We start from the raw sequence: 23,435 nt of genomic DNA on the forward strand, positions 1-23,435 counted from the left end.
CTAAACGCTGCGCAACCCTCTCCCACGGAGGGGAGAGGGAAACGAAAAGCGCTCTCCCCTTGCGGGATAGGGTTGCGAAACTTGGTTCGACTCACCGATACAGCCGCACTTCCAGGCCGTCGTCGAGTTGGAAGATCACCTCGTCCATGCCGTTGCCGTCGAGGTCTTCCAGGCGGAAGTCGCCGACGATCTGCGCGTCGTAGAAGTCGCGGCCCAGCAGCGTGATCTCGCCGTCGCGGTAGCGCAGCACGCGCAGCGAACGGCGGCGTGCCGAGGGCAGGAAGATCTCCGGCAGGCCGTCCTCGTCGAAGTCGAGGATGGCGGAGAGGCCGAGCTCGCGCGAGCCGATGAGGTGGTTGGAGAAGCCGGCCCAGGAGGCTTCCTCCACCAGCCTGCCGTCCTGCAGCGAAACGATGCGCAGGATGCCACCGATGTGCGGCGTCTCCACGTAGGCGACCTCGACGACGCCGTCGCCGTCGAAGTCCGCCGCGCCGACCGGGTTCAGCCAGCGGTGCCGCGGCAGGGTCTGCGGGCCCTCGGCGATCAGCCGCAGGTCGTCGCCGACCAGGCCGTAGACGGTGAGCACGGCACCGGCGTCCAGCGCGGAACGCACCACCAGGATCTCCTCTTCGCCGTCGCCGTCGAGATCGGCGAGGCGCGGCTGCAGGTCCTCGAAGACCTGGTTCTCCGGCAGCAGCAGGCGGCGCTCGCCGCCGCCCTTCAGGCGCACCATGAGGCCGCCGGCCTCCACCGCGTCGCCGAGGACGCCGTGGTCGTAACGTTCCGTCGGCGCGATGAGCCAGGCCTCGGCAATGCGGCCGCCGCTTGCCTTCGATGCGACGGCCGGCTGTCCATCGGGCAGGGCGTCCTGCGGCCGCACGACGGCGCGCAGCTGGATCTTCATGCTGCGCGACGGCTCGGCGAAGAACGGGCGGAAGCCGAGGGACTCGAGGCTCTGAGCAAAGGCGGGCCCGCCGCCCACCGCCGCGATGACGGCGGCAAGCAGCGCGAGTCCGGCGAAGCCGGCCCTAGAGAGCTGCTGAAGACGGCCTAGCGGCCCGATTGACCTCGTGCTTCGAGACGCTCGCTGATGCTCGCTCCTCAGCATGAGGTCAATCTTTTCGATCACACCCCTCATCCTGAGGAGCCGCCGCAAGGCGGCGTCTCGAAGGATGGGCCACGGGCCAAGTCTCTCTAGCAGCAGTCTGCTAGAAACGCAGTGCCTCGGCCTGCTTGGTGTGGGGCAGTGCACGCACCTTCTCCAACGTCTTGGCGTCGATCGGCGCATCCAGCTCCAGCAGGGCGATGGCGTCCTGGCCCTGCGCCGCGCGGCCCAGGTGGAAGGTGGCGATGTTGACGCCCGCATCGCCCAGCGTGGTGCCCAGCGCGCCGATGAAGCCCGGCTTGTCCTCGTTGGTAATGTAGAGCATGTGCGGCGTCAGGGCAGCCTCGACGGAGATGCCCTTGATGTCGACCACGCGCGGCTTGGTGTGGCCGAAGAGGGTGCCCGCGACGCTGCGCGGCCCGCGCTCGGTGGTCACCGACAGGCGGATGAGGGTCTGGTAGTCGCAGTCGCGCTCGTGCTTCACCTCGGCGACGTCGATGTCGCGCTCGCGCGCGATCAGCGGCGCGTTCACCATGTTCACCGTATCGAGCATCGGGCGCAGCAGGCCGCAGAGCGCCACCTGGGTCAGCGGCCGGGTGTTGAACGCCGCCACGTCGCCCTCGTACTCGATGGTCACCGACCTGAGGCCGGTATGGGTCAGCTGCCCGGCGAAGCTGCCGAGCTGTTCGGCGAGCGTCATGTAGGGCTTCAACCGCTTGGCCTCCTCGGCGGTCAGCGACGGCATGTTCAGCGCGTTGGTGATCGCGCCGGTCATCAGGTAGGCCGACATCTGCTCGGCGATCTGCAGCGCCACCTTCTCCTGCGCCTCGGTGGTGGAGGCGCCGAGGTGCGGGGTGGCGACGACCTGGTCCATGCCGAACAGCGCGTTCTCCTTGGCCGGCTCGACGGTGAAGACGTCGAGGGCGGCGCCGGCGACATGGCCCGACTCGATGGCCGCCTTGAGGTCATCTTCGACCACCAGGCCGCCGCGCGCGCAGTTGATGATGCGTACGCCCGGGCGGGTCTTGGCCAGGGCCTTCTTGTCGATCATGCCGCGGGTCTGGTCGGTCATGGGCACGTGCAGGGTGATGAAGTCGGCGCGCTTCAGGAGCTCGTCCAGTTCCACCTTCTCGACGTCGAGATCCCGCGCGCGATCGGGCGAGAGGAAGGGATCGTAGGCGATGACGCGCATCTTCAGGCCCTGGGCGCGGTCGGCGACGATAGCGCCGATGTTGCCGCAGCCGATGACACCCAGCACCTTGCCGGTCAGCTCGACGCCCATGAAGCGCGCTTTCTCCCACTTGCCGGCCTGGGTCGAGCGGTTGGCGGCGGGGATCTCGCGCGCCAGCGACATCATCAGCGCGATGGTGTGCTCCGCCGTGGTGATGGAGTTGCCGTCGGGCGTGTTCATCACCACGATGCCGCGGCCCGTGGCGGCGGGAATGTCCACGTTGTCGACGCCGATGCCGGCGCGGCCGACGACCTTCAGGTTGTCGGCGGCGGCGATGATCTCCGCCGTGACCTTGGTCGCCGAGCGAATGGCGAGGCCGTCGTAAAGCCCGATGCAGGCCTTCAGCTCATCCGGCTTCATGCCGGTCTTCACGTCCACCTCGACGCCGCGCTCGCGGAAGATCTCCGCAGCGCGCTCGCTCAACTCGTCCGAAATCAAAACCTTGGGCATGTCTTTATGAACCTCTCTTCGCGGTGCGCCGATTTCACCCAGCTGTATGGGGTCGGGGCGCGCCGGCGTTGCACAATGGGATCGCTTGGTTGGATCGGCAGCCCTCAGGCCGCCGCCTTGTCCGACTTCACCGCGCCGTAGGCCCAGTCGAGCCAGGGCAGCAGCGCCGCCATGTCGGCGGGCTCCACCGTGGCGCCGCCCCACAGGCGCAGGCCGACCGGCGCGTCTCGGTAGCTGCCGATGTCGAAGGCGACGCCCTCTTCCTCCAGCAGGGAAGCGATGCGCTTGGCCGCGGCGGCCTGGGCATCGGCATCGAGCGAGAGGAACCAGGGATCGACGATCTTCAGGCAGATCGAGGTGCAGGAGCGCGTCTCCGGCTTCTCGGCCAGGAAGTCGGCCCAGTCGGAGGCGCCCACCCAGTCGGCGACGGATTTGAGGCTCGCTTCGGAGCGTGCGATGAGGGCTTTCAAGCCGCCGATCTCCTCGGCCCATTTCAGGCCGTCGAGGGCGTCTTCCACCGCCAGCATGGAGGGCGTGTTGATGGTCTCGCCCTTGAACACGCCCTCGATGAGCTTGCCGCTCTTGGTGAGGCGGAAGATCTTCGGCAGCGGCCAGGCCGGGGTGTAGCTCTCCAGGCGTTCGACGGCGCGCGGGCTGAGCGCCAGCATGCCGTGGGCCGCCTCGCCGCCCAGCACCTTCTGCCAGGACCAGGTGACGACATCGAGCTTGTCCCACGGCAGGTCCATGGCGAATGCCGCCGAGGTGGCGTCGCAGATGGTGAGGCCGGCGCGGCCGGTGGGGATCCAGTTGCCGTTCGGCAGCTTCACGCCCGACGTGGTGCCGTTCCAGGTGAACACCACGTCGCGGGAAAAGTCGACCTGGGTCAGGTCGGGCAACGCGCCGTAGCCGGCCTTGAGGAGGCGCAGGTTGTCCAGCTTCAGCTGCTTGGAGACGTCGCTCGCCCAGCCTTCGCCGAAGCTCTCCCAGGCCAGCACGTCGACGCCGCGCCGGCCGAGCAACGACCACAGCGCCATCTCGACGGCGCCGGTATCGGAGGCGGGCACGATGCCGAGGCGCCAGTCCGCCGGCATGCCGAGGATTTTCTTGGAGCGCTCGATCACTTCGGCCAGCTTGGCCTTGCCCAGCTTGGCCCGATGTGATCGACCCAGCGCCGCCTCGCTCAGAGAGCCCAGGGACCAACCGGGGCGCTTCGCGCAGGGTCCCGAGGAAAAGCAAGGGTTCCCAGGCCGGCTGGCCGGGCGGGGGGCGTTCATAAGGCGGCTCCTTAGCGAGTAGCGGGTCGAAAGCGACGGGGCGCTGACGGAAATTCCTGGGCGATTCTCTCAGAATTCCTAGGGAAATCCCCGGGTCGCGCGCGGGCCGGATACTAGCACCATGCTGCACCGCGTCAATTATTCATGCGCCGCTTTCCGGCGCCAAAGCGTCGCAGTTGGATAACTTGACCAGGGGGTCAGGAATTCCGGGCAGCTGCCCGATGGACCCTCGGGTCAAGCCCGAGGGTGACGGTCTGAGAGGTGGCAGTCGCAGCGCGCCGCCGTGGCCACCGCTCCACTGTCATGCTCGGGCGGGACCCGAGCATCCATTCATCGTGAGGCACAGAGTCGACAGTGGGTCGCGCCAAAGCGGCACGCGCATTGTCATCCCTCTTGCAGGGGGCGAGGCACGTAGTCGGGACCGGCGCCCCACTTGCAGCGCAACTCCGAAATCGCTCGCCCGGCGTCGTGCAGCTTGCCCTCAGCCACTTGGCGATTCCCCCGTTCCAGGATCTTCAGCAAGGCTTCTGTCTCAGCATTACGGTTCATCCCTCACCCCTTCCTCGCGAAGATATGGATCGCGGTGAAGGTCATCACCGTCTCGTCCACCTGGTTGGTGGTGACGTAGTCCATGATGACGGTGCCGCGGTCGGGCTTGGAGCGCGAGGGGCGCACTTCCTTCACGGTTGCCTGAACCTTGATGGTGTCGCCGGGGCGCACGGGGCGGGTCCAGCGCAGTTCGTCGAGGCCGGGCGAGCCCATGGAGCAGGCGTTGATCACCTTCTCCTGGTAGAACAGCCGGAAGGCGACGCAAAGCGTTTGAAAGCCGGAGGCGATGAGGCCGTCGAACGGCCCCTCGGCGGCGGCTTCCTTGTCGAGGTGGAAGGGTTGCGGGTCGTAGAGCAGCGCGAAGTCGAGGATCTGCGACTCGCTGAGCGTCGCGCCCTTGCTGTGGAAGGTCTGGCCCGGCTCGAAGTCGTCGAAGTAAAGCGCCTGCACCGTCTCGTGCCCCTGCTGCTGTTGTCGGAGGAAAAAGTCTCAGGCCGGCGCGGCGGCGGCGAGGTCGCAGGCCATGCGCCGCACGTTCTCCGGCGCGTCACCCTTGTCGACTTCGCGGAAGCCGAGATCGGCGTAGAGCGCGCGCGCCGCCGTCATGAAGTCGAGAGTTTCCAAAACCACGCGCTTGTGGCCGGCTGCTCTCGCACCGGCCAGCGCCGCATCCATGAGCCGGCGGCCGAGCTTTTCACCGCGCGAGGCGGGCCGCACCCAGAGGCGTTTCACCTCGCAGGCGCCGTCTCCCAGCGGCCACAGGCCGACGACGCCGGCCGGCGCGCCGTCGATGCGCGCGAGCCACAGGCCACCGACCGGCGGCGCATAGGCGCCCGGCAGGCCGGCCAGCTCGGACTCGAAGGCCTGCAGGCAGTAGTCGACCTGCAGCCAGTCGGCGTACTCGCGAAAGAGGACGCGCACAGAGTCCATCTCCGCCTCTGTCGCCGGCGCGATGCGCAGCGCGGCCATCAGTAGGGCTCGCCGTTCTTCTTGGTGAAGCGCTGCTTGCCGTGGCGGGAATTCGTGAGGAAGAGATCGATGTCCGGATAGACCACCTCGTCGTCCAGGTGGCGGCTGCCGACCTCCAGGTAGACGGCCCAGTCCTTGCCCTTGTTCACGAGATGGTGGCCGTCGCCCTTGCCGGCGGGAAAGCCCGCCGTCATGCCCGGCTTCAGCACCTGCTTGCCGTCGTCGGTGATGAGGGTGACTTCGCCCTCCAGCACGTAGACGAACTCGTCCTCGTGGGTGTGCCAGTGGCGCTGCGACGACAGCGCGCCCGGCGGCAGGCGCACCAGGTTCACGCCGAAGTCGTTGAGGCCGAGAGCGTCGCCCAGCGCGCGCTTCTCGCGCTCGCCGCACTGGCTCTTCCAGGGCTCGGGATAGGACGACCCTTTTCTCGCCTCAACGCTCATGGGATCGAGGGCGGGAAACTCGGGGGGCTTGGTCATGCCGTCTCCTCTTGGGACTCGAGGGTGGAACGGCCGCCAGTCTACACGCGGATGCGGCCCTCGAGATAGGGGGCGACTGTGCCGGAGATCAGCACGCGCGCGCCCTTGTCCTCGACGGTGAGGTCGCCGCCGCGCGCCGAGATCTGCCGTGCGGTGAGCCTCGCCTTGCCGAGGCGCGCCGCCCAGAAGGGCGTCAGCACGCAGTGCGCCGAGCCGGTCACCGGGTCTTCCGGGATGCCGGCGTGCGGGGCAAAGTAGCGCGAGACGAAGTCGACCGTGTCGCCGCGCGCCGTGATGATGAGGCCGTCGCTGGGCAGCGCGGCGACCTTCTCCAGGTTCGGCGCGGCACGCTGCACCTCGGCCTCGCCGGCCAGCAGCGCCAGCATCTTGCCGCCTTTCCCCTTGTTCTCTTTCAGCACCTCCTGCGGCCGGATGCCGAGGGCGGCGGCCACGGCGCCGCCATCATCGAAAGGCGCCGGCGGCGCGCTGGGGAAATCGAGGGTGAAGACCTCGCCGCTGCGCGTCACCGTCAGCGGGCCGCTGGCGGAATGAAAGGCGATCTTCTCCGTTCCCGGTTCCACGTGCCGCGCGATGACATAGGCGCTGGCGAGCGTCGCGTGGCCGCAGAGCGGCACCTCGATGGTGGGCGTGAACCAGCGCAGGTGGTAGTCGCCGTCTGCCTGGGCGCCCTGCTTCACGAAGTAGGCCGTCTCCGAGAGGTTGTTCTCCGCCGCGATGGCCTGCAGCGTCGCGTCCGGCAGCCAGGCCTCCAGCGGGCAGACCGCCGCCGGATTGCCGCCGAAGGGCCGGTCGGTGAAGGCGTCGACCTGGTAAAGCGTGATCTCGGTCATAACGGCTCTCTCTCTTGTCCTAGCGGTGCCAGAAGGGCTTTTCCGCCTCGCACAGGGCATCCTCGCGGGTGATCCCGATGTCGGCGAGCTGCGCGGCGGTCATGGACTGCAGGGCCTCGCGGTCGCGGATCCGCTTCTGCCAGACGACCAGCACGGAGGCCAGCGCCGCGCAGACGCGCCGGGCCAGGCCGCCGCGGCCGGCGGTCCAGCCGCCCGGCGCCCGGTCGGCCGGGTTGGGGGGAAAAGCGGCCGGCGGCAGCAGCGGCCGGTCCGTTCTGGAAATTGTACCCATCTAAACCTCCTGAGAGCGAAAATTGTACCCATCACCTCCTGCTCATTGTATTAATTGTTGCACATTGTCTGGGTCAATTGTATTATTGTCACCATGACAAATTGGACTCCCGCGCTCGAGGAAGCCTCGGGCCCGCGCTACCTGGCCATCGCCGACGCCCTGGCCCGCGACATCACCACCGGCAAGCTGAAGGCCGGCGACCGCCTGCCGACCCACCGCGACCTCGCCTGGCACCTGGGGGTCACCGTCGGCACCGTCAGCCGCGCCTATGCCGAGGCGGAGCGGCGCGGCCTCACCTCCGGCGAGGTCGGCCGCGGCACCTTCGTGAACGTGCCGGCCCAGGCCGACCAGCTGCACCGCTGGCACGACGCCCCGCCGGGCACCATCCACATGCGCTCGGCGCCGCCGATGCCCTGCGCCGAGGAAACCGCGATCGCCGAGGTCATGGCCCGCGTCGCCGGCGGCCCGCGCGCCCTGGAGATGATGCGCTACCAGCATCAGCGCGGCCTGGCGGAGCACCGCGAGGCGGGGGCGCGCTGGATCAGCCGGTCGGGCTTCGAGGTGACCGCGGAGCGGCTGACGGTGAGCGCCGGGGCGCATCACGGCGTCCTGGTGTCGCTGGCCGCGGTGACCCGCCCGGGCGACCACATCGTCTCGGACTCCCTCACCTACCCCGGCATCCGCAGCCTCGCGCGGCTGCTCGGCCTGCGCCTCGACGGCCTGGAGCGCGACGCCGACGGGCCGCTGCCCGATGCCCTGGAGGAGGCCTGCCGCACCCACGACGTGAAGGCCGTCTACCTCTGCCCGAACCAGCACAACCCGACCAGCCTGACCATGCCGGAGGAGCGCCGCCGCGCCCTGGCCGACATCGCCCGGCGCCACGGCACCGCGGTGGTCGAGGACGACACCTTCGGCAACCTGGACGGCGAGGAGCCGCTGCCGATCGCCAGCCACCTGCCGGAGCTGGGCTTCTACATCGCCGGGCTGTCGAAGACCGTGGCACCGGGCCTGCGCACCGCCTTCGTCGCGGCGCCGGAAAAGGCGCTGGGCCGCGTCGGCAGCGCCGTGCACTCGACCTGCTGGATGGCCAGTCCGCTGACCGCCGAGATCGCCGCCGAGCTGATCCGCAGCGGCGTCGCCGCCACGATCCGCGACGGGCGCAAGCGCGAGGCGATGGCGCGCAGCACGCTGGCGCGCAAAGCGATGGCCGGCTGGGACATCGACTGCGCCGAAGGCGCCAACTTCCTGTGGCTGCGTTTGCCGGAGCCCTGGCGCTCCAGCGAATTCGCCGCCGAGGCCGAGCGCCGCGGCGTGCTGGTGACGCCCAGCGATCCCTTCATGGTCGGCCGCCGCGAAAGCGCGCCCGCCGTGCGCATCTGCTTCGGCCCGCCGCGCGACCACGACGAACTGCGCCGCGGCCTCGGCGTGCTCGCCGAACTGCTGCGCGAGGGCCCGGCCTACAGCTTCAGCAACGTGGTGTAGGTCAGCAACGCGGTGGAGCCGAGAGGCTCAGGCTGGGCGGGGCCGGTCGGCAAGAAGCTCCGCGGGTGTTCGACGAGCGGTCAAGCTGTGCGGCTGTGGGGGAGAATCGCTTTTGACCCGAAGCTGATGTCTCAGCCCCTAACGCGCGTTCGTTCTTTGGTTAAGATTAGACAAATCCGTGAGCGGCGGCGTTCGGTAGAGAGACGCTGCTGGAGCGGCACGATCTGGTTTAAGCCTCTTCTGTCATCCAAAGTGCGATTACGACAATCGCGTCGAGGAAGTGCCTGAAGGACGGGAACGGGGAAACAGCTGCCCTCGCTGGTGGAACCGCTCATGGGCCGGGCAGAGCCTACGGGCGGTCGACCCCGTGTTCGCCGCACAACTGAGCCAGGACCTCGTGTAGACGGGCAATGATCTCGCTGCGCGGCGAAACAGTGCGCTCGACGATCCCGATCTGCCGGTGCACCTGCGGTTCACCGAAGGGCAGCAGATCCAGCTCTTTGTGGTCGGGCTCCTGCAGCGCTACATGCGGCACGACGGAAACTCCCAGGCCCTGGCGCACGCAGCTCACGATGGATCCGATTGTGTCGATCTCGGCGATATCCTGGGTGACGACGCCCCAACGGGAAATCTCGGTGTCGATCAGGTTTGCCAGCGGCACCGGGCTGCGAAAACGCACGAAGGGCTTCTTGTTGAGCAGCTTCAGCGGATCACGGATCCCACTGCCCTTCGGCGCGATGAGCCACAGCGGCTCGCGCAGAAAGGGGCTCCAGCGAAGCGCGGGCGGAATTCTGAGATGCTCTGCGACCACCGCCGCGTCCAGCCGTCCCGAGGCGACGTCGTCGATCAGCGGTGAGCTGAGCGACACCCGCAGGTTCGCCGTCAGGGCGGGATAGCGGTGGCGCATTTCGACGATTGCCCTCGGCAGCAGGTTCAACGCGCTGGAACGCACTGAACCGAGCATCAGCTTGCCGGCGATCCGGTGGCCGCTCAGGGCCGCCTTGGCATCCTCCTCCATGCGCAGGAAATCCTTGGCCAGTTCGATGACCTGCATCCCCTGGGAGGTGATCTTGGGCCGCCGAGAGCTGCGGTCGAACAGCGCCGCCCCCAGTTCCTGCTCCAATGCGAACATCTGCTGACTGACCGCCGAGGGGGTCAGGCCAACCACCTTGGCCGCCTGAGCAAAGGTGCCATGCGCCGAGATCGCAATCAGGGTCCGGAGCTGCCGTGTATCCATTTGTGCAGTTTTTCTTCACTGAATGGCCAGATTTATTCGCTTTTATAAAGCATTTCTTTGTCATAGAACCAACAAAAAAGGGCCCGTCCGCCACGCCGTCGTTCGGTTGCGCGGGCAAAGGTTCGAACTCATCGCCGCCGATTGCCGGGGCGAGAGGCTGGGAGCGAATGCCATTAGCAAGACGATCCTCGTGACGGGGCCAGACCTCGATCCTGCCGCCGCCGACCTGGTGGCACAGAAGGGTTATCGCACGGCCCATACGCCGGCCTATGCCGCCGGCGACGTGATCTCGCGCTGCCTGGAAGAGACCGGCGCAGTCGGCATCGTCTCCCGCATGGGACGCCTCGACGCCGAGGTGATGGACGCGGCGCCGCAGCTGCGCGTGATTTCCAAGCACGGCGTGGGCGTCGACAATATCGACCTCGCTGCCGCTGCCCGCCGCGGCATTCCCGTGCTGGTCGCGACCGGGGCCAATGCGGTCTCTGTCGCCGAACACGCCATCGCCCTGCTGCTGGCCACCGTCAAGCGGATCCTGCCGCTGGATGCCGGGCTGCGCGCGGGGCGCTGGGAGAAGCCGGGGTTCCAGGGGCGGGAGCTGACGGGCGCGACGCTCGGGCTGGTGGGCATGGGCTCGATCGCGCGGGCGACCGGCCGGATCGCCCAGGGCATCGGGCTGACACTGACCGGTTTCGATCCCTACGCCGAGGATGCCGTTTTCGAACACCACGGTGTCGCACGCTGCGCCACCCTCGACGATCTCCTGATGCGGGCCAACATCGTCAGCCTGCATTGCCCGCTCACAGCGCAGACCCGGTCACTGCTGAACGCCGAGACGATCGCGAAGATGCCGGCGGGCAGCTATGTCATCAACACGGCCCGCGGCGGGCTGATCGATGAAGCGGCCCTGCTCGCCGCGCTGCGCTCGGGCCATCTGGCCGGGGCCGGCCTCGACACCTTCGCCGAGGAACCCCCCGCCCCGGACAACCCCTTGTGGGCGGAGCCAGGGATCGTCGTGACCCCCCACATCGGCGGCGTCACCCGCGAGGCGGCGGCGCGCGTCGGCGTCGAGGCTGTGCGCGGAATCTTCCAGGTTCTCGAAGGCCAGTCCGTCGCACCGGAGCGCATCGCGAACCATGCGCTGCTTGCCGAAGAATCCAAGTCCTTTGCCGAACACAAGGAATGACCATGCCGATCGGCTTTCGCATCCTGTCCCGCCCGCGCGTCGCGCCGAAGGCGCTCATCCAGGCCTTCGCAGTACTGCCCGTGGCCAATATCTCCGACAACATGAGCCGGCTCTCTGCCGGCGGCCCGCGGCTGCGCCCGATGCACGCCTCGGGCGGCATGGCCGGTCCCGCCCTCACGGTGCGGACGCGCCCCGGCGACAACCTCATGCTGCACAAGGCCATCGACATGGCCGAGCCGGGCGACGTGATCGTCGTCGATGCGGGGGGTGACCTGACCAACGCGCTGATCGGCGAACTGATGCTGTCCCATGCCAAAAAGCGCGGCGTGGCCGGCTTCGTCATCGACGGCGCCATTCGCGATGCCGAGGCCTGTGCGGCCATGAATCTGCCGACCTTTGCCGCGGGAGTCACCCACCGCGGTCCCTACAAGGACGGCCCGGGCGAGATCAACGTTCCGGTCAGCCTGGACGGCATGGTCGTCGCGCCCGGCGACATCATGGTCGGCGACTGGGACGGCGTCCTGTCGGTGCCGCTCGATGAAGCCGAAGAGATCCTCAAGAAGACCCAGGCGAAGCAGGCGGCCGAAACGCGTCAGATGGCGGCGATCGCCGAAGGCACCAACGACCGCAGTTGGGTCGACGCCACGCTGAAGGAACGCGGCTGCGAGTTCCCCAACAACTAGAACGTCAAATCAAAAAAGGGAGGATACTTATGTTTCGATATCTCCAGACATCCGTGCTGGCGGCTGCGCTCACGCTCGCCTCGGGTGCGGCTCTGGCCGCCGGCTATCCGGAAAAGCCGATCACCGTCGTCGTCGGCTTCTCTGCCGGCGGCGGCACCGATGTCATGGCGCGCACCACGGCGCCCTTCATCGAAAAGTACCTCGGTGGAGGCGCCAGCCTCGTTGTCAAGAACGTCCCCGGTGCCAGCGGCCAGATCGGCATCACCGAGGTCGCAACGTCGGATGCGGACGGCTATACCCTGGGCACCTACAATTTGCCCGGTATGATGGCCCGCACCCTGGACCGCGAGGCCGACTACAGCGCCGACAGCTTCACGTTCCTGGCGAACGTGGTGAACGATCCCAATGTGATCGTCACCTCAAAGAAGAGCGGTCTGGACACGATGGACAAGCTGCTCGCTGAGGCGAAGGCCAACCCGCTCGCGGTTACGGTCGCCATGTCGAGTCTGGGCGGCGACGACCACTTCGCCCTGAACAAGCTGCAGAATCTGACTGGCACCGAGTTCACCATCGTGCCGTTCAAGGGTTCAGCGCCGGCGCGCACCGCGCTGATGGGCGGACACGTCGCCATGGCCATTCTCAATATCTCCGAGGTGGCGAACTTCCGCGACGAGCTGAACGTTCTCGGAGTGGCCAAGGCGGAGCGTTCGGAGTTCGCACCGAACCTGCCGACCTTCCGGGAGCAGGGTCTGGACCTGGTGAACGGCTCGATGCGCGGCTTCGTCGCGCCGGATGGCCTGCCCGAGGATGTCCGGTCGAAGCTGCTGGAGGCCTTCCGCCAGCTTGCCAAGGATCCCGAGTTCCTCAACGCGATGAAGGAAACCGCCAACCCGGTCGAGGTCGCCGTGGGTGACGACTTCAGGGCGCTCAATGCCGAGGTCTATGATCTGGCAAAGCAGGTCTGGGAAACCACGCCCTGGAACTGAGCGAGGCCGGCGCGAGGGGATTTCCCCTCGCGCCGCTTTCTTCCTCTCTCACGGAGTCGGGGCCATGCCCGAATCGCCTCTAAGTCGTCTCTGCCGCCCGGAATCATTGACGGCCATCGTCATAATCGCCGCCGCGGCCGCGTTCCTGGTGCCGACCGCGGCACTGCGGCCGATCTCCGCCCTGCTGCCGGCGGCCATGCTCGTCGGCCTCATGGTTCTTTCGCTGGTCCTGCTGGTCTCCGACCAGCGCAAGGCCGCCGCCGGCGAGGCCGCCGAGCCCATGGCGGCTGCGCCGAAGCGGGTCATCGGCGCCTTCCTGCTGATCTTCGGCTACGCCATTTCGGTCGACTTCGTCGGCTTCTATGCCAGCACCGCGGTGGCCATTCCGCTGGTGGCCTATGCCTTCGGGTTTCGCAACCTGCTGGGGCTGGTCGTAGCGACGCTGATCGTGGTTTCTGCCATCTACCTGGTATTCGATTTCGCGATGTCCCTGGGTTTCCCCAGCGGCCGCCTCTGGCGGAGTTGAGCCCCCGATGTACGCCGATCTTCTGCATTCCCTGCCAGAGGTCCTTGGCCTCGCCAACTTCTTCGCGGTCGTAATCGGGGTCATCGCCGGGATCGTGGTTGGCGCCATGCCGGGCCTCAGTGCCACCATGGCGATCTCGGTCCTGGTGCCCTTCACCTTCGGCCTGGAGCCCCTGGTGGCCCTGGGTTTGATGGCGGGAATCTACAATGGCGCCATGTACGGCGGGGCGATCCCCGCGGTGCTGCTGCGCATCCCGGGCACGCCGGCGGCCGTCGCGACGACCTTCGACGGTTTTCCTATGGCGCAAAAGGGCGAGGGCGGTTTCGCGCTGCAGGTCGCCGTTGTCTCTTCGGCGATCGGCGGTATCGCCAGTGCTTTCGCGCTTATGCTGCTGGCGCCGCCGCTTTCTCAGGTGACGCTGCTGTTCGGCCCTGCGGAGGTCTTCTGGGTCGCCGTCTTCGGCCTCTGCAGCATCGTATTCCTGCTCGGCGGCAGTCCCATCAAGGGCCTGATCAGCGCCTGTTTCGGTGTCTTCGTATCGGTCGTCGGCTCCGACCCGATCTACGGCGCCGACCGCTTTACCTTTGGCCAGCTCGAGCTGCTGGACGGCATCAGCATCGTCATCCTGCTGGTCGGCCTCTACGCCTTGCCGCCGGTGATCGATCTGCTGGAAATGCCGCTGAAGGCCGAAGCCCTTACCGGCAGCAAACTGGGGACCGAGTCCATCTGGCGCGCACTGCCGCGGATGAGGCGCTTCTGGAAGACCTGGCTGCGCTCCTCGCTGATCGGCATATGGATCGGCATCCTGCCCGGTGCCGGCGGCTCCATGGCGGCCTTCATGTCCTACAACGAGGCGCGCCGCGCCAGCAGCACTCCCGAGACCTGGGGCAATGGCGAGCCCGAGGGCGTGGCGGCATCCGAGACGGCCAACAACGCGGACACCGCCTCGGCCCTGATCCCCGCCCTGACCCTGGGCATCCCGGGCACGGCCGTTGCTGCGGTCATGCTGGGCGGCCTGCTGGTGCACGGGCTGCAGCCCGGGCCCATGCTGTTCCGCGAGAACCCGGATGTAGTCTTCGGATTCATGTGGCAGTTCCTCTTCGGCGCCATCCTTCTGATCTTCCTCGGCGGTTCTCTGGCGACCAACAGCTTCGCGAGGCTGCTCAAGCTGCCGCGCCCGCTGCTCGGTTCGGTGATCATCGTGCTCATGGTGATCGGCGTCTATTCGATCCACGGCCGTATGTTCGATGTCTACCTGATGCTCGGCTTCGGCGCCGTCGGCTACGTGATGGACAAGCTGAAGTTCCCGCTGCCGCCGGTCGTCCTCGGTCTCATCCTTGGCGCCTTCGCCGAAGAAAACCTACGCCTCGCCCTGCGCATCGGCCGCGGCGACTGGACCACGCTGTTCGCCAACACAACCAGCCTGGTGTTGGTCGCCCTGACGCTCGCCGTGATCCTGGGACCGACAGTGAAGCGCCGCTTCTTTCGTGCGCGTGACACGGGCAAGGAAAACTGACTGCCGGCGGCCATCCCAACACTGTACTGACAGCTCTTTTCGTAGCGTACTGCGCGTGCGCAGAGAACGTCGCCTCCTGGCACATAGGCGACGTTCGATTGAGCCGCAGCGATACCTCGACCGACACCACCCGCAGCTTTCCGAAGCCCCGCGCGCACTCAGCCGATTGGCACCGGCACCAGGAACGCAGTGGCGAGGCCGTTGAGGCCCTTGGCGACGCCGGCGACGGTGCCGGCAACCTCGTTGACGTGGGGGTGCCGCGGCGTTCCTGGTGACGCCCGGTGATCCCTTCATCGTCATTTGCCGCGAGCGCGCGCCCGCCGTACGCCTCTGCCATTAGCGCGCGGTCATTCCGCCGTTTCGGCCAGCGGCTGGGTGCCGACTTTCGCGGCCTTGAGGGAATCGCTGGGCGATTCTCCAAAGTGCTGCCGGTAGAGCTTGGCGAAATGACCGGCGCTGGCGAAGCCGCTGGCGTAGGCGACCTGCGCGACCGTGGCGGGCCGGCGCTGGTGAATGAAGGCCCGGGCGTGGTCCAGGCGGACGGCACGGATCAGGGCGGCCGGCGACAGGTTGCAGTCCTCCTTCAAGCGGCGCCCGAGAGTCTTTTCGCTCATCCCCAGGGCGGCGGCCAACTGCCGGCTGCCGAAACCTTCCTGGCTTATGTTTTCGCGCACCTGCTCGACCGCGGTCTGTGCGAAAGACGGCCAGCCGCGCGCGGCGGGCCGGCTCTGCGCCTGGGCCTGGGCCTGGGCCTGGGCCTGGGCCTGCAGGCCCGCTTCCAGCGCCTCGATCCGGTCGCCGCTCGCCTGCAGGGCTTTGGCCTGCGCGGCGGCGGTCCGGCGCGCCGCCGCCGCTTCCCGCAGCGCCGCCTGCCTTTGTACCCGGATCGATTTCACCATGATCGAGATGGCCAGCGCCATGAAGGCCACCTCGCCCAGAATGGCGAAGTAGAAGGCCCAGTCCGTCGGCTGCGCCAGCACGAGGTCGAAGGCGGACTCCGCCGTGGCGATCGGGATCGGATTGTTGAAGAAATAGTAGGCGACGAAGAGGCCCAGGGTGAGCGAGAGCAGCGATCCCAGGATCGGTCCGGCCTGCGGCAGCCCTTCGCGCAGCTTCAGCAGGCAGACACCAAGCAGAACGATCGGACTGCCGAAGTAGGCGAGGTGCAGCGGCTCGGCCCAGTTCCAGGGATCGAAGACGGCGAGAACGCCGGCGGCCAGCGTTGCCGCCGACAGAGCCGAGAGCAGTCCGCGGCGCCACCGCGCGTCCGCGTCTATCTCCAGCAGAATGCGGCAGTACTGGATGTTGGCGAAGACGGCGAGAGCGGCCCAGAAGTCAGCCGCGCGCATCAGCACGGTCACCGGCAGAGTGGAGCCGAAGATCTGGCTGAACCAGCCGTCGAAGAAAAACGGATAGCCGAACTGGCACAGCATGTAGAGCAGGTAGTACTTGAAGAACCGCGCCTCGATGTGGCGGAACAGGATGACGCTGACCAGCGCGATGGCCGCCACGAAGCCGAGGAAGACCGCCGACATCGCCATCGACAGCGCGGACCACGAGACGAACAGCTCCGCCGGCCCGACAAGCGGCGTCACCGAGGGGTTGAAGGTGCCCGAAAGGCGCAGGTAGTAGGTCTTCTCCCGGCCCGGCGCGACGTCCAAGGCGAGGACGGTCTTGATCGGAACGCCCAGACGCTGATCCGTGGGAACGGTCCGGCCCTTGCGCAGCAGCGGGACAAGCGCCGCGCCGCGCTGCTCGTACAGGATCACCTCGTCGAAGATGGTCTCGGCGAAGGCAACCGCCCATGCGCCCTGGATGACACCGCCTGCCGCAATCCCGCCGCCCGGCCTTGCAGCCGTGAAGCGCAGCCAGAGCGTCTCGCCGGGCGGGGGTGCGGGAAAGATCCCGTCGCAGGGGCCGGGCCGGAAAGCCTGCGCCGCGATGCTGGCCGCGCCAGCGCGGCCGCCGGGATCGCGGAAGAACGCCGCCGCCAGCGCCCGCACCCGGCCTTCCGGGGAGGGCGAGAGGACGTTCACGGCGGTCCCGCCGGACTCCGGCACGGCGGTCCCGCTGGACTCCGGACAGACCGCCGCCGCCGGCCCCTGCCCCTGCCCCTCGGCAACGGCATGCGGTGCCGGGAGGGCGATCAGGACCAGGGCTGCCAGGACGAGGCTGATCGGCAGGCAGCGAATATGGACCATGGAATGAAACCTTAAGCCGATAACCTGCCCGGGCAAGCAGGCATTGGCGTTAAGGCGACGCGCGATTTTCGGTCACTCTCGCCCGCAAATCGGACAACCCCCTGATTTGCGGTCCCAATTGTCCGCCGTGAGGAGCACGCGGGCCATAGAGTTCACCGGGGGGGCGTCTCGAAGCACGAGGTGCATCGGGCCGTCAGGCCATTTTCAGCAGCCCTGCTAGCGCACCCAGTCGATCAGCAGAGGGACCAGGAAAGCCGTCGCCAGGCCGTTGAGGCCCATGGCGACGCCGGCGAAGGTGCCGGCGACCTCGCTGACGTGGAAGGCGCGGGCGGTGCCGATGCCGTGCGCGGCCACGCCGGCGGCGAAGCCGCGCGCGCGCCAGTCGCGGATGCCGAGCGCGTTCAGCACCGGCGTCGCCAGCATGGCGCCGAGAATGCCGGTCAGGATCACCAGCACCGCGGTCAGCGACGGCAGGCCGCCGATGCGCTCCGAAATGCCCATGGCGATCGGCGTGGTGACCGACTTGGGCGCCAGCGAGGCCAGGGTCTCGAAGCTGGCGCCGAGCAGCGCGGCGACACCCAGCGCCGTGCCCACCGCCGTCACGGCGCCGGCGAGGAGCGCCACCAGCATGGGCAGGAAGACCGCGCGCACCTTGCCGAAGTGGCTGTAGAGCGGCACGGCCAGCGCGATGGTCGCGGGGCCGAGCAGGAAGTGGACGAACTGCGCGCCCTCGAAGTAGGTCTGGTACTCGGTGCCGGTCGCCGTCAGCAGCGCCACCAGCATCACCACGGCGATGGCGACGGGATTGAGCAGAGGGTTCAGCTTGGCGCGCTCGTAGAGCCACTGCGCGGCGACGTAGGCGGCGAGCGTCACCGTCAGCCACAGCAGCGGGCCGGTGCGCAGGTAGACCCAGATGTCGCTGAACTCGGCGATCACGTAGTTCCGCCCCCCGCGCTTTCATCGTCGAGCTTCATGAGGCGGATCATGCCGCGCATGACGGCGGCGGTGACGACGATGGTGGCAACGGAACTGACCAGCAGCGCGGCGGCGATGGCGAGCCACTCCGCCTCGATGCGCTGAAGGTGCTGCAGCACGCCGACGCCGGCCGGCACGAAGAGCAGCGAGAAGTGCTTCAAGAGGCCGCCGGCGGTGCTGTCGAGAGTGGCGGGCACGCGGCGCCGCAGTGCCAGCAGGACCAGCAGCAGAACGAGGCCGAGCACCGGGCCCGGCACCGGCAGGTCGAGGAGGCGCACCGCCGCCTCACCGAACAACTGGCACAGCAGCAGGGCGGTCAGCGCGGCGAGCATGGCGCCAGCCTATCTCCTTTGATGAGTCAGCCCGCCCGCTTTTCGATGCTCTGGCAGATGCTGCCGACCACCTGGTCGATCAGCGCCTTGTCCTCGCCCTCCGCCATGACGCGGATCAGCGGCTCGGTGCCCGACTTGCGGATCAGCAGGCGCCCGCTCTCGCCCAGGCGCTTCTCGCCGTCGCGGATCGCCGCCTGCACCGCGCCGTCTTCCAGCGGCGCGCCGCCGTTGAAGCGCACGTTGCGCAGCAGCTGAGGCAGAGGATCGAACAGCCGCGTCACCGCGCTGGGCGCCTCGTCGGCCTGCACCACCACCGCCAGCACCTGCAGCGCGGCGATGAGGCCGTCGCCGGTGGTGGCGAAGTCGCTGAGCACGATGTGGCCGGACTGCTCGCCGCCGACGTTGTAGCCGCTGGCGCGCATCTTCTCGACCACGTAGCGGTCGCCGACCGGCGTGCGCACCAAACCGATGCCGAGATCCTGCAGGTAGCGCTCCAGCCCCAGGTTCGACATCACCGTCGCGACCACCGCGCCGCCGCTGAGACGGCCGTCCTGCAGCCACGAGCGCGCGACCAGCGCCATCACCTGATCGCCGTCGACCACGTTGCCCTTTTCGTCGGCCAGGATGACGCGGTCGGCGTCGCCGTCCAGCGCGATGCCGAAGTCGGCGCCGTGGGTCACCACGGCCTCCTGCATGCGCGCCGGATCGGTGGCGCCGCAGCGTTGGTTGATGTTGAAGCCGTCGGGATAGACGCCGATCGGCACCACCTCGGCGCCCAGTTCGTAGAGCACCTTGGGGGCGACCTTGTAGGCGGCACCGTTGGCGCAGTCGATCACGATCTTCAGGCCGTCGAGGCGCAGGCCGCGCGGAAAGCTGCTTTTCACGAATTCGATGTAGCGGCCGTGGCCGCTCTCGTCGAGGCGCTGGGCGCGGCCGAGCTGGTGCGGCGGCGCCAGCTCGCAGCAGCCGTTGTCGATGCGCGCCTCGATCTCGTGCTCGACCTCGTCCGAGAGCTTGAAGCCGTCGGGCCCGAACAGCTTGATGCCGTTGTCCTCGTAAGGGTTGTGCGAGGCGGAGATCATCACGCCGAGGTCGGCGCGCAGGGAACGCGTCAGCATGCCGACCGCCGGGGTCGGCAGCGGCCCCAGCATCACCACGTCCATGCCGACCGAGACGAAGCCGGCGGCCATCGCCGGCTCCAGCATGTAGCCGGAGAGCCGGGTGTCCTTGCCGATCACCACCGTGTGCCGGTGGTCGCCGCGCATGAACTGGCGGCCCGCCGCCTTGGCGACGGCCAGGGCGGTCTCGGCGGTGATCGGTTCCTTGTTGGCGGTGCCGCGGATCCCGTCGGTCCCAAAAAGCTTGCGTGTCATCCTGAGGTCCTGGTGCAAGTCCGGCTGCTCAAATCTCAACGACGTCCTTATAGCAGAGCGCGCCCGTCAATTCCGTTAAAGGAGAGGCCCTCCCCTTAAGAGTGGGTTAAAGCAGCGCCCCGCCGACGCCCGCCGCCGGCCTGGCGAAATCCTCCGCCGGCGAGGGCACGGCGCCGGCCGCCTGCCACACGGCGACCGCCTGGCAGGTCTCCGCCACGTCGTGCACGCGCAGGATCTGCACGCCGCGCTGCAGCCCGAACAGCGCCGCCGCCAGCGAGCCGCCGAGGCGCTGCTTGGGGCCGGCGCCCCGCCCATCAGCCTGCGGCGCGATCTTGGTGATGAAGCTCTTGCGGCTGGCGCCCAGCAGCACCGCGACGCCGAGGCCCTGGAACAGCGCCAGTTCCTCGAAGAGCTGCAGGTTGTGGGAGAGCGTCTTGCCGAAGCCGATGCCCGGGTCGACGACCAGCTTGGCGCGCGGGATGCCCGCGGCCTCGCAGGCCTCCAGGCGCGCGGCGAGATAGCGGTAGATGTCCAGCGCGGCGGAATCGTAGGTCGGGTTCGCCTGCATGGTCTGCGGCTCGCCCTGCATGTGCATGAGAATCACCGGCGCGCCGGTCCCGGCCGCCGCGGCGAGGCTGTCCGGATCGCCCTCCAGCGCGGTCACGTCGTTGATGATGGCCGCTCCGGCGGCCACCGCCTCGCGCATGATCGCGGCGTGGCGGGTATCGACGGAGACGATGGCGCCGGCCTTGGCCAGGGCCTCGACCACCGGCAGCACCCGCGCGCGCTCCTCGTCCAGGCTGACCGCCTGCGCACCCGGCCGCGTCGACTCGCCGCCGACGTCCAGGATGTCGGCGCCGGCCGCCAGCATGGCGAGGCCGTCGCGCACGGCGACCCGCGGATCGGCGCGGTCGCCGCCGTCGGAAAAGGAATCCGGCGTCACGTTGAGGATGCCCATGATGCGCGGGCGGTCGAGCGGCAGGCCGGCGAGTGTCGGGCCGGCAAGCGGCGCCCGCGGCGCGGCAAGGCGTGCCAGCAGGGCCCGGGCCCGGGCGCCCTGCCCCGGCTCGCGCGCCTCCGCCCAGGGGACGATGTCGCCCAGCGCCAGCACGGCGCGGCTGGCCCCGCGGCCGGCCCGCCAGATCGCCTCGCAGTGGCTGAAGCGCAGGGGGCCGCCGGCCAGGCGCAGCAGGTTCTCCGTGCCTTCGTCGACTTCCGCCGGCCCGCGCAGGCCGACCGGCCTCAAGGTCAGTTCGCCAGTCATCGCCCCTGCTTATAGACCCCGGCCGCCGCGAAGGGAACGCCCGCAAACGAAAAGGCCCCCGCCCCTGATCTGCTCTGGGGCGGAGGCCTTTGATTTCGCTGGGTTCCGGGCTGCTGCCGTCAGCCGCCCAGGCTCAGCCGCCGGGTTGCGGCTCCGGCTCCAGGCCGCCGGGGGCTTCGCCGGTGTCCTTGCCGCTGTCCTTCCCTGCGGCCTTGCCGCTGGAGGGCACGGAGGAGCGGCGTCCGGTCGGGCCGGGGCGGCTCTCGTCGCTGCGGTCGATGCTGCCGCCGTCGATGATGATCTGCACCTCGTCGCCCGACAGCGTCTCGTACTCGAGCAGCGCCTTGGAGACCTTGTGGAGGTCGTCGAGGTGATCGGTCAGCACCTTGCGGGCCTTGTCCTCAGCGTCCTCGATGATCCGGCGGATCTCCTCGTCGATCAGGCGGGCGGTCTCCGGCGAGATGGTCTGGCTGCGCGAGACCGAGTGGCCGAGGAAAACCTCTTCCTGGTTGTCGACGTAGCGCAGGCGGCCGAGCTTGTCGCTCATGCCCCACTCGGTGACCATGCGGCGGGCCATGTTGGTGGCCTGCTGGATGTCGTTGCTGGCGCCGGTGGAGACGTTCTCCAGCCCATAGATCAGTTCCTCGGCCATGCGGCCGCCGAACATCATCGCCAGCTTGGCGGTGATCTCCTTGAACTTCAGGCTGTAGCGGTCGGACTCCGGCAGGTTCATGGTGACGCCGAGGGCGCGCCCGCGCGGGATGATGGTGACCTTGTGCAGCGGGTCGTTGCCCGGCACGAACATGCCGACCAGGGCGTGACCGGCCTCGTGGTAGGCGGTCATCTCCTTGTCTTCTTCGCTCATCACCATGGAACGCCGCTCGGCGCCCATCATGACCTTGTCCTTGGCGCTCTCGAAGTCGGCCATGGTGACGACGCGCTTGTTGGCGCGGGCGGCCAGCAGGGCGGCCTCGTTCACCAGGTTCGCCAGATCCGCGCCGGAGAACCCGGGGGTGCCGCGGGCGATGACCCTGGCTTCCACGTCGGGGCCCAGCGGAACCTTGCGCATGTGGACCTTCAGGATCTTCTCGCGGCCGACGATGTCGGGGTTCGGCACCACCACCTGGCGGTCGAAGCGGCCCGGGCGCAGCAGCGCCGGATCAAGCACGTCCGGCCGGTTGGTGGCGGCGATCAGGATCACGCCCTCGTTGGCCTCGAAGCCGTCCATCTCGACCAGCAGCTGGTTCAGGGTCTGCTCGCGCTCGTCGTTGCCGCCGCCCAGGCCGGCGCCGCGGTGGCGGCCGACCGCGTCGATCTCGTCGACGAAGATGATGCAGGGGGCGTTCTTCTTGCCCTGCTCGAACATGTCGCGCACGCGGCTGGCGCCGACGCCGACAAACATCTCGACGAAGTCTGAGCCGGAGATGGTGAAGAAGGGCACGTTGGCCTCGCCGGCGATGGCGCGCGCCAGCAGGGTCTTACCGGTGCCCGGCGGGCCGACCAGCAGGCAGCCCTTGGGGATCTTGCCGCCCAGGCGCTGGAACTTCTGCGGGTCGCGCAGGAACTCGACGACCTCTTCCAGCTCCTGCTTGGCCTCGTCGATGCCGGCGACGTCGTCGAAGGTGACGCGGCCGACCTTCTCGGTCAGCAGGCGCGCCTTCGACTTGCCGAAGCCCATCGCCTTGCCGCCGCCGCCCTGCATCTGGCGCATGAAAAAGATCCATACGCCGATCAGCAGCAGCATGGGCAGCCAGGAAATCAAGAGGCTGGAGAGGAAGGAGTTGTTCTCCTCCTGCTTCACCTCGAAGGTGACACCACCCTCGCGCAGGGCCGGGACCAGGCCTTCCAGGTTGTCGGTGGCGCGGGTCTGGAAGCCGGTGCCGTTGCGGTCGGTACCGGTGATCTCGCTGCCCTGGATGACGACCCTGCCGACCTGGCCGCTCTGAACGTTCTCCAGGAAGGTGGAATAAGGGATCTCCTGCTGGGGTCCCCGCGTCATGCTGCTCTGGAAAAAGTTGAACAGAAAAAACAGCAGCAGAACGATGATGATCCACAGCGCTGCGTTGCGGCTGAAATTCACGGCCTGATTCCCTGTTGAACGTCCAGGCACCCCAGCCGCACCCGCGAACGGCTTTCCGCGGGCGGTCACAGCGAGATGCCCAGGCGACCGCGCCGGCCGCCTGACCTAAGAAGATAATGCGCCCTGCGGTCTAAACAACCGTAAAAGCAGAGTTGGTTAACCCGTTCGCGGGGGCAAAACGGCACTCTTTCAACCGCTTGGCCGCCTGAGGGTCCCGAAAATAGCCCAGCGGTGGCACCGCCACCAGGCCGGCGGCATCCCTCAGGGCCGGCAGCGCGCCGCGCGCGGGGGCCGGAATGCGTGCCGCGCGGGCCCCCGCCCCGGCCGCCTCCAGGGCCTTCGCCAGCGCCCGCCAGCCGGCGTTGCCGAGCGGACCCACCGTCATCGCCTCGCCGGC

21 protein-coding genes and 1 pseudogene are annotated in these 23,435 nt (G+C 68.3%); 6 read left to right on the forward strand and 16 right to left on the reverse strand.

Annotated elements, in window-relative coordinates; translation table 11 throughout:
- Positions 1 to 91: 91 nt before the first annotated feature.
- The 8 genes from WDC82_RS24675 to WDC82_RS24710 all read right to left on the reverse strand — a co-directional run bounded on the left by WDC82_RS24675 (position 92) and on the right by WDC82_RS24710 (position 7,200).
- A complete protein-coding gene (locus WDC82_RS24675; RefSeq protein WP_340120113.1) occupies positions 92 to 1,129 on the reverse strand; it encodes a VCBS repeat-containing protein in 1,038 nt (345 codons plus the stop codon).
- A gap of 79 nt (positions 1,130 to 1,208) precedes the next feature.
- Positions 1,209 to 2,786 carry a phosphoglycerate dehydrogenase gene (serA, locus tag WDC82_RS24680; RefSeq protein ID WP_340120115.1) on the reverse strand — a complete coding sequence of 526 codons (1,578 nt, stop codon included), beginning with the start codon at positions 2,784 to 2,786 and terminating at the stop codon, positions 1,209 to 1,211.
- A 104-nt stretch (positions 2,787 to 2,890) separates the two neighbouring features.
- Positions 2,891 to 4,060: a phosphoserine transaminase gene (locus WDC82_RS24685; protein WP_340120117.1), complete on the reverse strand. Its 1,170-nt coding sequence runs from the start codon at positions 4,058 to 4,060 to the stop codon at positions 2,891 to 2,893.
- A 552-nt stretch (positions 4,061 to 4,612) separates the two neighbouring features.
- Positions 4,613 to 5,059: a MaoC family dehydratase gene (locus WDC82_RS24690; RefSeq protein ID WP_340120118.1), complete on the reverse strand. Its 447-nt coding sequence runs from the start codon at positions 5,057 to 5,059 to the stop codon at positions 4,613 to 4,615.
- Positions 5,060 to 5,098: 39 nt separating this feature from the next.
- The gene (locus WDC82_RS24695) at positions 5,099 to 5,578 is read right to left on the reverse strand and encodes a GNAT family N-acetyltransferase (RefSeq protein ID WP_340120119.1); all 480 of its coding nucleotides are present in this window, start codon (positions 5,576 to 5,578) and stop codon (positions 5,099 to 5,101) included.
- On the reverse strand, positions 5,578 to 6,057 hold the full coding sequence (locus WDC82_RS24700; RefSeq protein ID WP_340120120.1) for a cupin domain-containing protein: 480 nt from the start codon (positions 6,055 to 6,057) through the stop codon (positions 5,578 to 5,580). Before WDC82_RS24700 ends, WDC82_RS24695 begins: the two co-directional genes overlap by 1 nt.
- Positions 6,058 to 6,098: 41 nt before the next feature.
- A complete protein-coding gene (locus WDC82_RS24705; RefSeq protein WP_340120121.1) occupies positions 6,099 to 6,908 on the reverse strand; it encodes a PhzF family phenazine biosynthesis protein in 810 nt (269 codons plus the stop codon).
- Positions 6,909 to 6,927: 19 nt separating this feature from the next.
- Positions 6,928 to 7,200, reverse strand: a complete 273-nt coding sequence (locus tag WDC82_RS24710) for a DUF1127 domain-containing protein (protein ID WP_340120122.1) — start codon at positions 7,198 to 7,200, stop codon at positions 6,928 to 6,930.
- Between the two features lie 93 nt (positions 7,201 to 7,293).
- Between WDC82_RS24710 and WDC82_RS24715 the strand changes: the two genes are divergently transcribed.
- Positions 7,294 to 8,682 carry a PLP-dependent aminotransferase family protein gene (locus WDC82_RS24715; RefSeq protein WP_340120123.1) on the forward strand — a complete coding sequence of 463 codons (1,389 nt, stop codon included), beginning with the start codon at positions 7,294 to 7,296 and terminating at the stop codon, positions 8,680 to 8,682.
- Positions 8,683 to 9,031: 349 nt separating this feature from the next.
- On the opposite strand, the gene WDC82_RS24720 is transcribed toward WDC82_RS24715, so the two are convergent.
- Entirely contained in the window at positions 9,032 to 9,919 is an 888-nt protein-coding gene (locus WDC82_RS24720) for a LysR family transcriptional regulator (RefSeq protein ID WP_340120124.1), read from the reverse strand.
- A 190-nt stretch (positions 9,920 to 10,109) separates the two neighbouring features.
- Between WDC82_RS24720 and WDC82_RS24725 the strand changes: the two genes are divergently transcribed.
- From WDC82_RS24725 to WDC82_RS24745, 5 genes are all read left to right on the forward strand, one after another.
- On the forward strand, positions 10,110 to 11,102 hold the full coding sequence (locus WDC82_RS24725) for a hydroxyacid dehydrogenase (RefSeq protein WP_340120125.1): 993 nt from the start codon (positions 10,110 to 10,112) through the stop codon (positions 11,100 to 11,102).
- Positions 11,103 to 11,104: 2 nt separating this feature from the next.
- Positions 11,105 to 11,785, forward strand: a complete 681-nt coding sequence (locus WDC82_RS24730) for an RraA family protein (RefSeq protein ID WP_340120126.1) — start codon at positions 11,105 to 11,107, stop codon at positions 11,783 to 11,785.
- 29 nt (positions 11,786 to 11,814) lie between these two features.
- The gene (locus WDC82_RS24735) at positions 11,815 to 12,771 is read left to right on the forward strand and encodes a tripartite tricarboxylate transporter substrate binding protein (RefSeq protein WP_340120127.1); all 957 of its coding nucleotides are present in this window, start codon (positions 11,815 to 11,817) and stop codon (positions 12,769 to 12,771) included.
- 64 nt (positions 12,772 to 12,835) lie between these two features.
- Positions 12,836 to 13,297 carry a tripartite tricarboxylate transporter TctB family protein gene (locus WDC82_RS24740; protein WP_340120128.1) on the forward strand — a complete coding sequence of 154 codons (462 nt, stop codon included), beginning with the start codon at positions 12,836 to 12,838 and terminating at the stop codon, positions 13,295 to 13,297.
- A 7-nt stretch (positions 13,298 to 13,304) separates the two neighbouring features.
- Positions 13,305 to 14,813, forward strand: coding sequence for a tripartite tricarboxylate transporter permease (locus tag WDC82_RS24745; protein ID WP_340120129.1), 1,509 nt, complete (start codon positions 13,305 to 13,307; stop codon positions 14,811 to 14,813).
- Between the two features lie 347 nt (positions 14,814 to 15,160).
- Here WDC82_RS24745 and WDC82_RS24750 read toward each other — a convergent pair whose 3' ends face one another.
- From WDC82_RS24750 to WDC82_RS24780, 7 genes and pseudogenes are all read right to left on the reverse strand, one after another.
- Positions 15,161 to 17,014, reverse strand: a complete 1,854-nt coding sequence (locus tag WDC82_RS24750; protein WP_340120130.1) for a helix-turn-helix domain-containing protein — start codon at positions 17,012 to 17,014, stop codon at positions 15,161 to 15,163.
- 216 nt (positions 17,015 to 17,230) lie between these two features.
- A complete protein-coding gene (locus WDC82_RS24755) occupies positions 17,231 to 17,950 on the reverse strand; it encodes an LrgB family protein (protein ID WP_340120131.1) in 720 nt (239 codons plus the stop codon).
- Positions 17,947 to 18,321 (reverse strand): CidA/LrgA family protein, encoded by a 375-nt coding sequence (locus WDC82_RS24760; RefSeq protein WP_340120132.1) that lies wholly within the window; start codon positions 18,319 to 18,321, stop codon positions 17,947 to 17,949. Before WDC82_RS24760 ends, WDC82_RS24755 begins: the two co-directional genes overlap by 4 nt.
- A gap of 26 nt (positions 18,322 to 18,347) precedes the next feature.
- Positions 18,348 to 19,694 (reverse strand): phosphoglucosamine mutase, encoded by a 1,347-nt coding sequence (gene glmM / locus WDC82_RS24765; RefSeq protein WP_340120133.1) that lies wholly within the window; start codon positions 19,692 to 19,694, stop codon positions 18,348 to 18,350.
- A gap of 106 nt (positions 19,695 to 19,800) precedes the next feature.
- Positions 19,801 to 20,958: a dihydropteroate synthase gene (folP, locus tag WDC82_RS24770; protein ID WP_340120134.1), complete on the reverse strand. Its 1,158-nt coding sequence runs from the start codon at positions 20,956 to 20,958 to the stop codon at positions 19,801 to 19,803.
- Between the two features lie 133 nt (positions 20,959 to 21,091).
- Complete coding sequence (ftsH, locus tag WDC82_RS24775; protein ID WP_340120135.1) at positions 21,092 to 23,038, reverse strand: ATP-dependent zinc metalloprotease FtsH; 1,947 nt, start codon at positions 23,036 to 23,038, stop codon at positions 21,092 to 21,094.
- 130 nt (positions 23,039 to 23,168) lie between these two features.
- Positions 23,169 to 23,435 (reverse strand): annotated as a pseudogene (locus tag WDC82_RS24780) (hypothetical protein); the annotation flags it as partial.

Source organism: Pelagibius sp. 7325 (genome assembly GCF_037652055.1).
GTDB lineage: Bacteria > Pseudomonadota > Alphaproteobacteria > Kiloniellales > Kiloniellaceae > Pelagibius.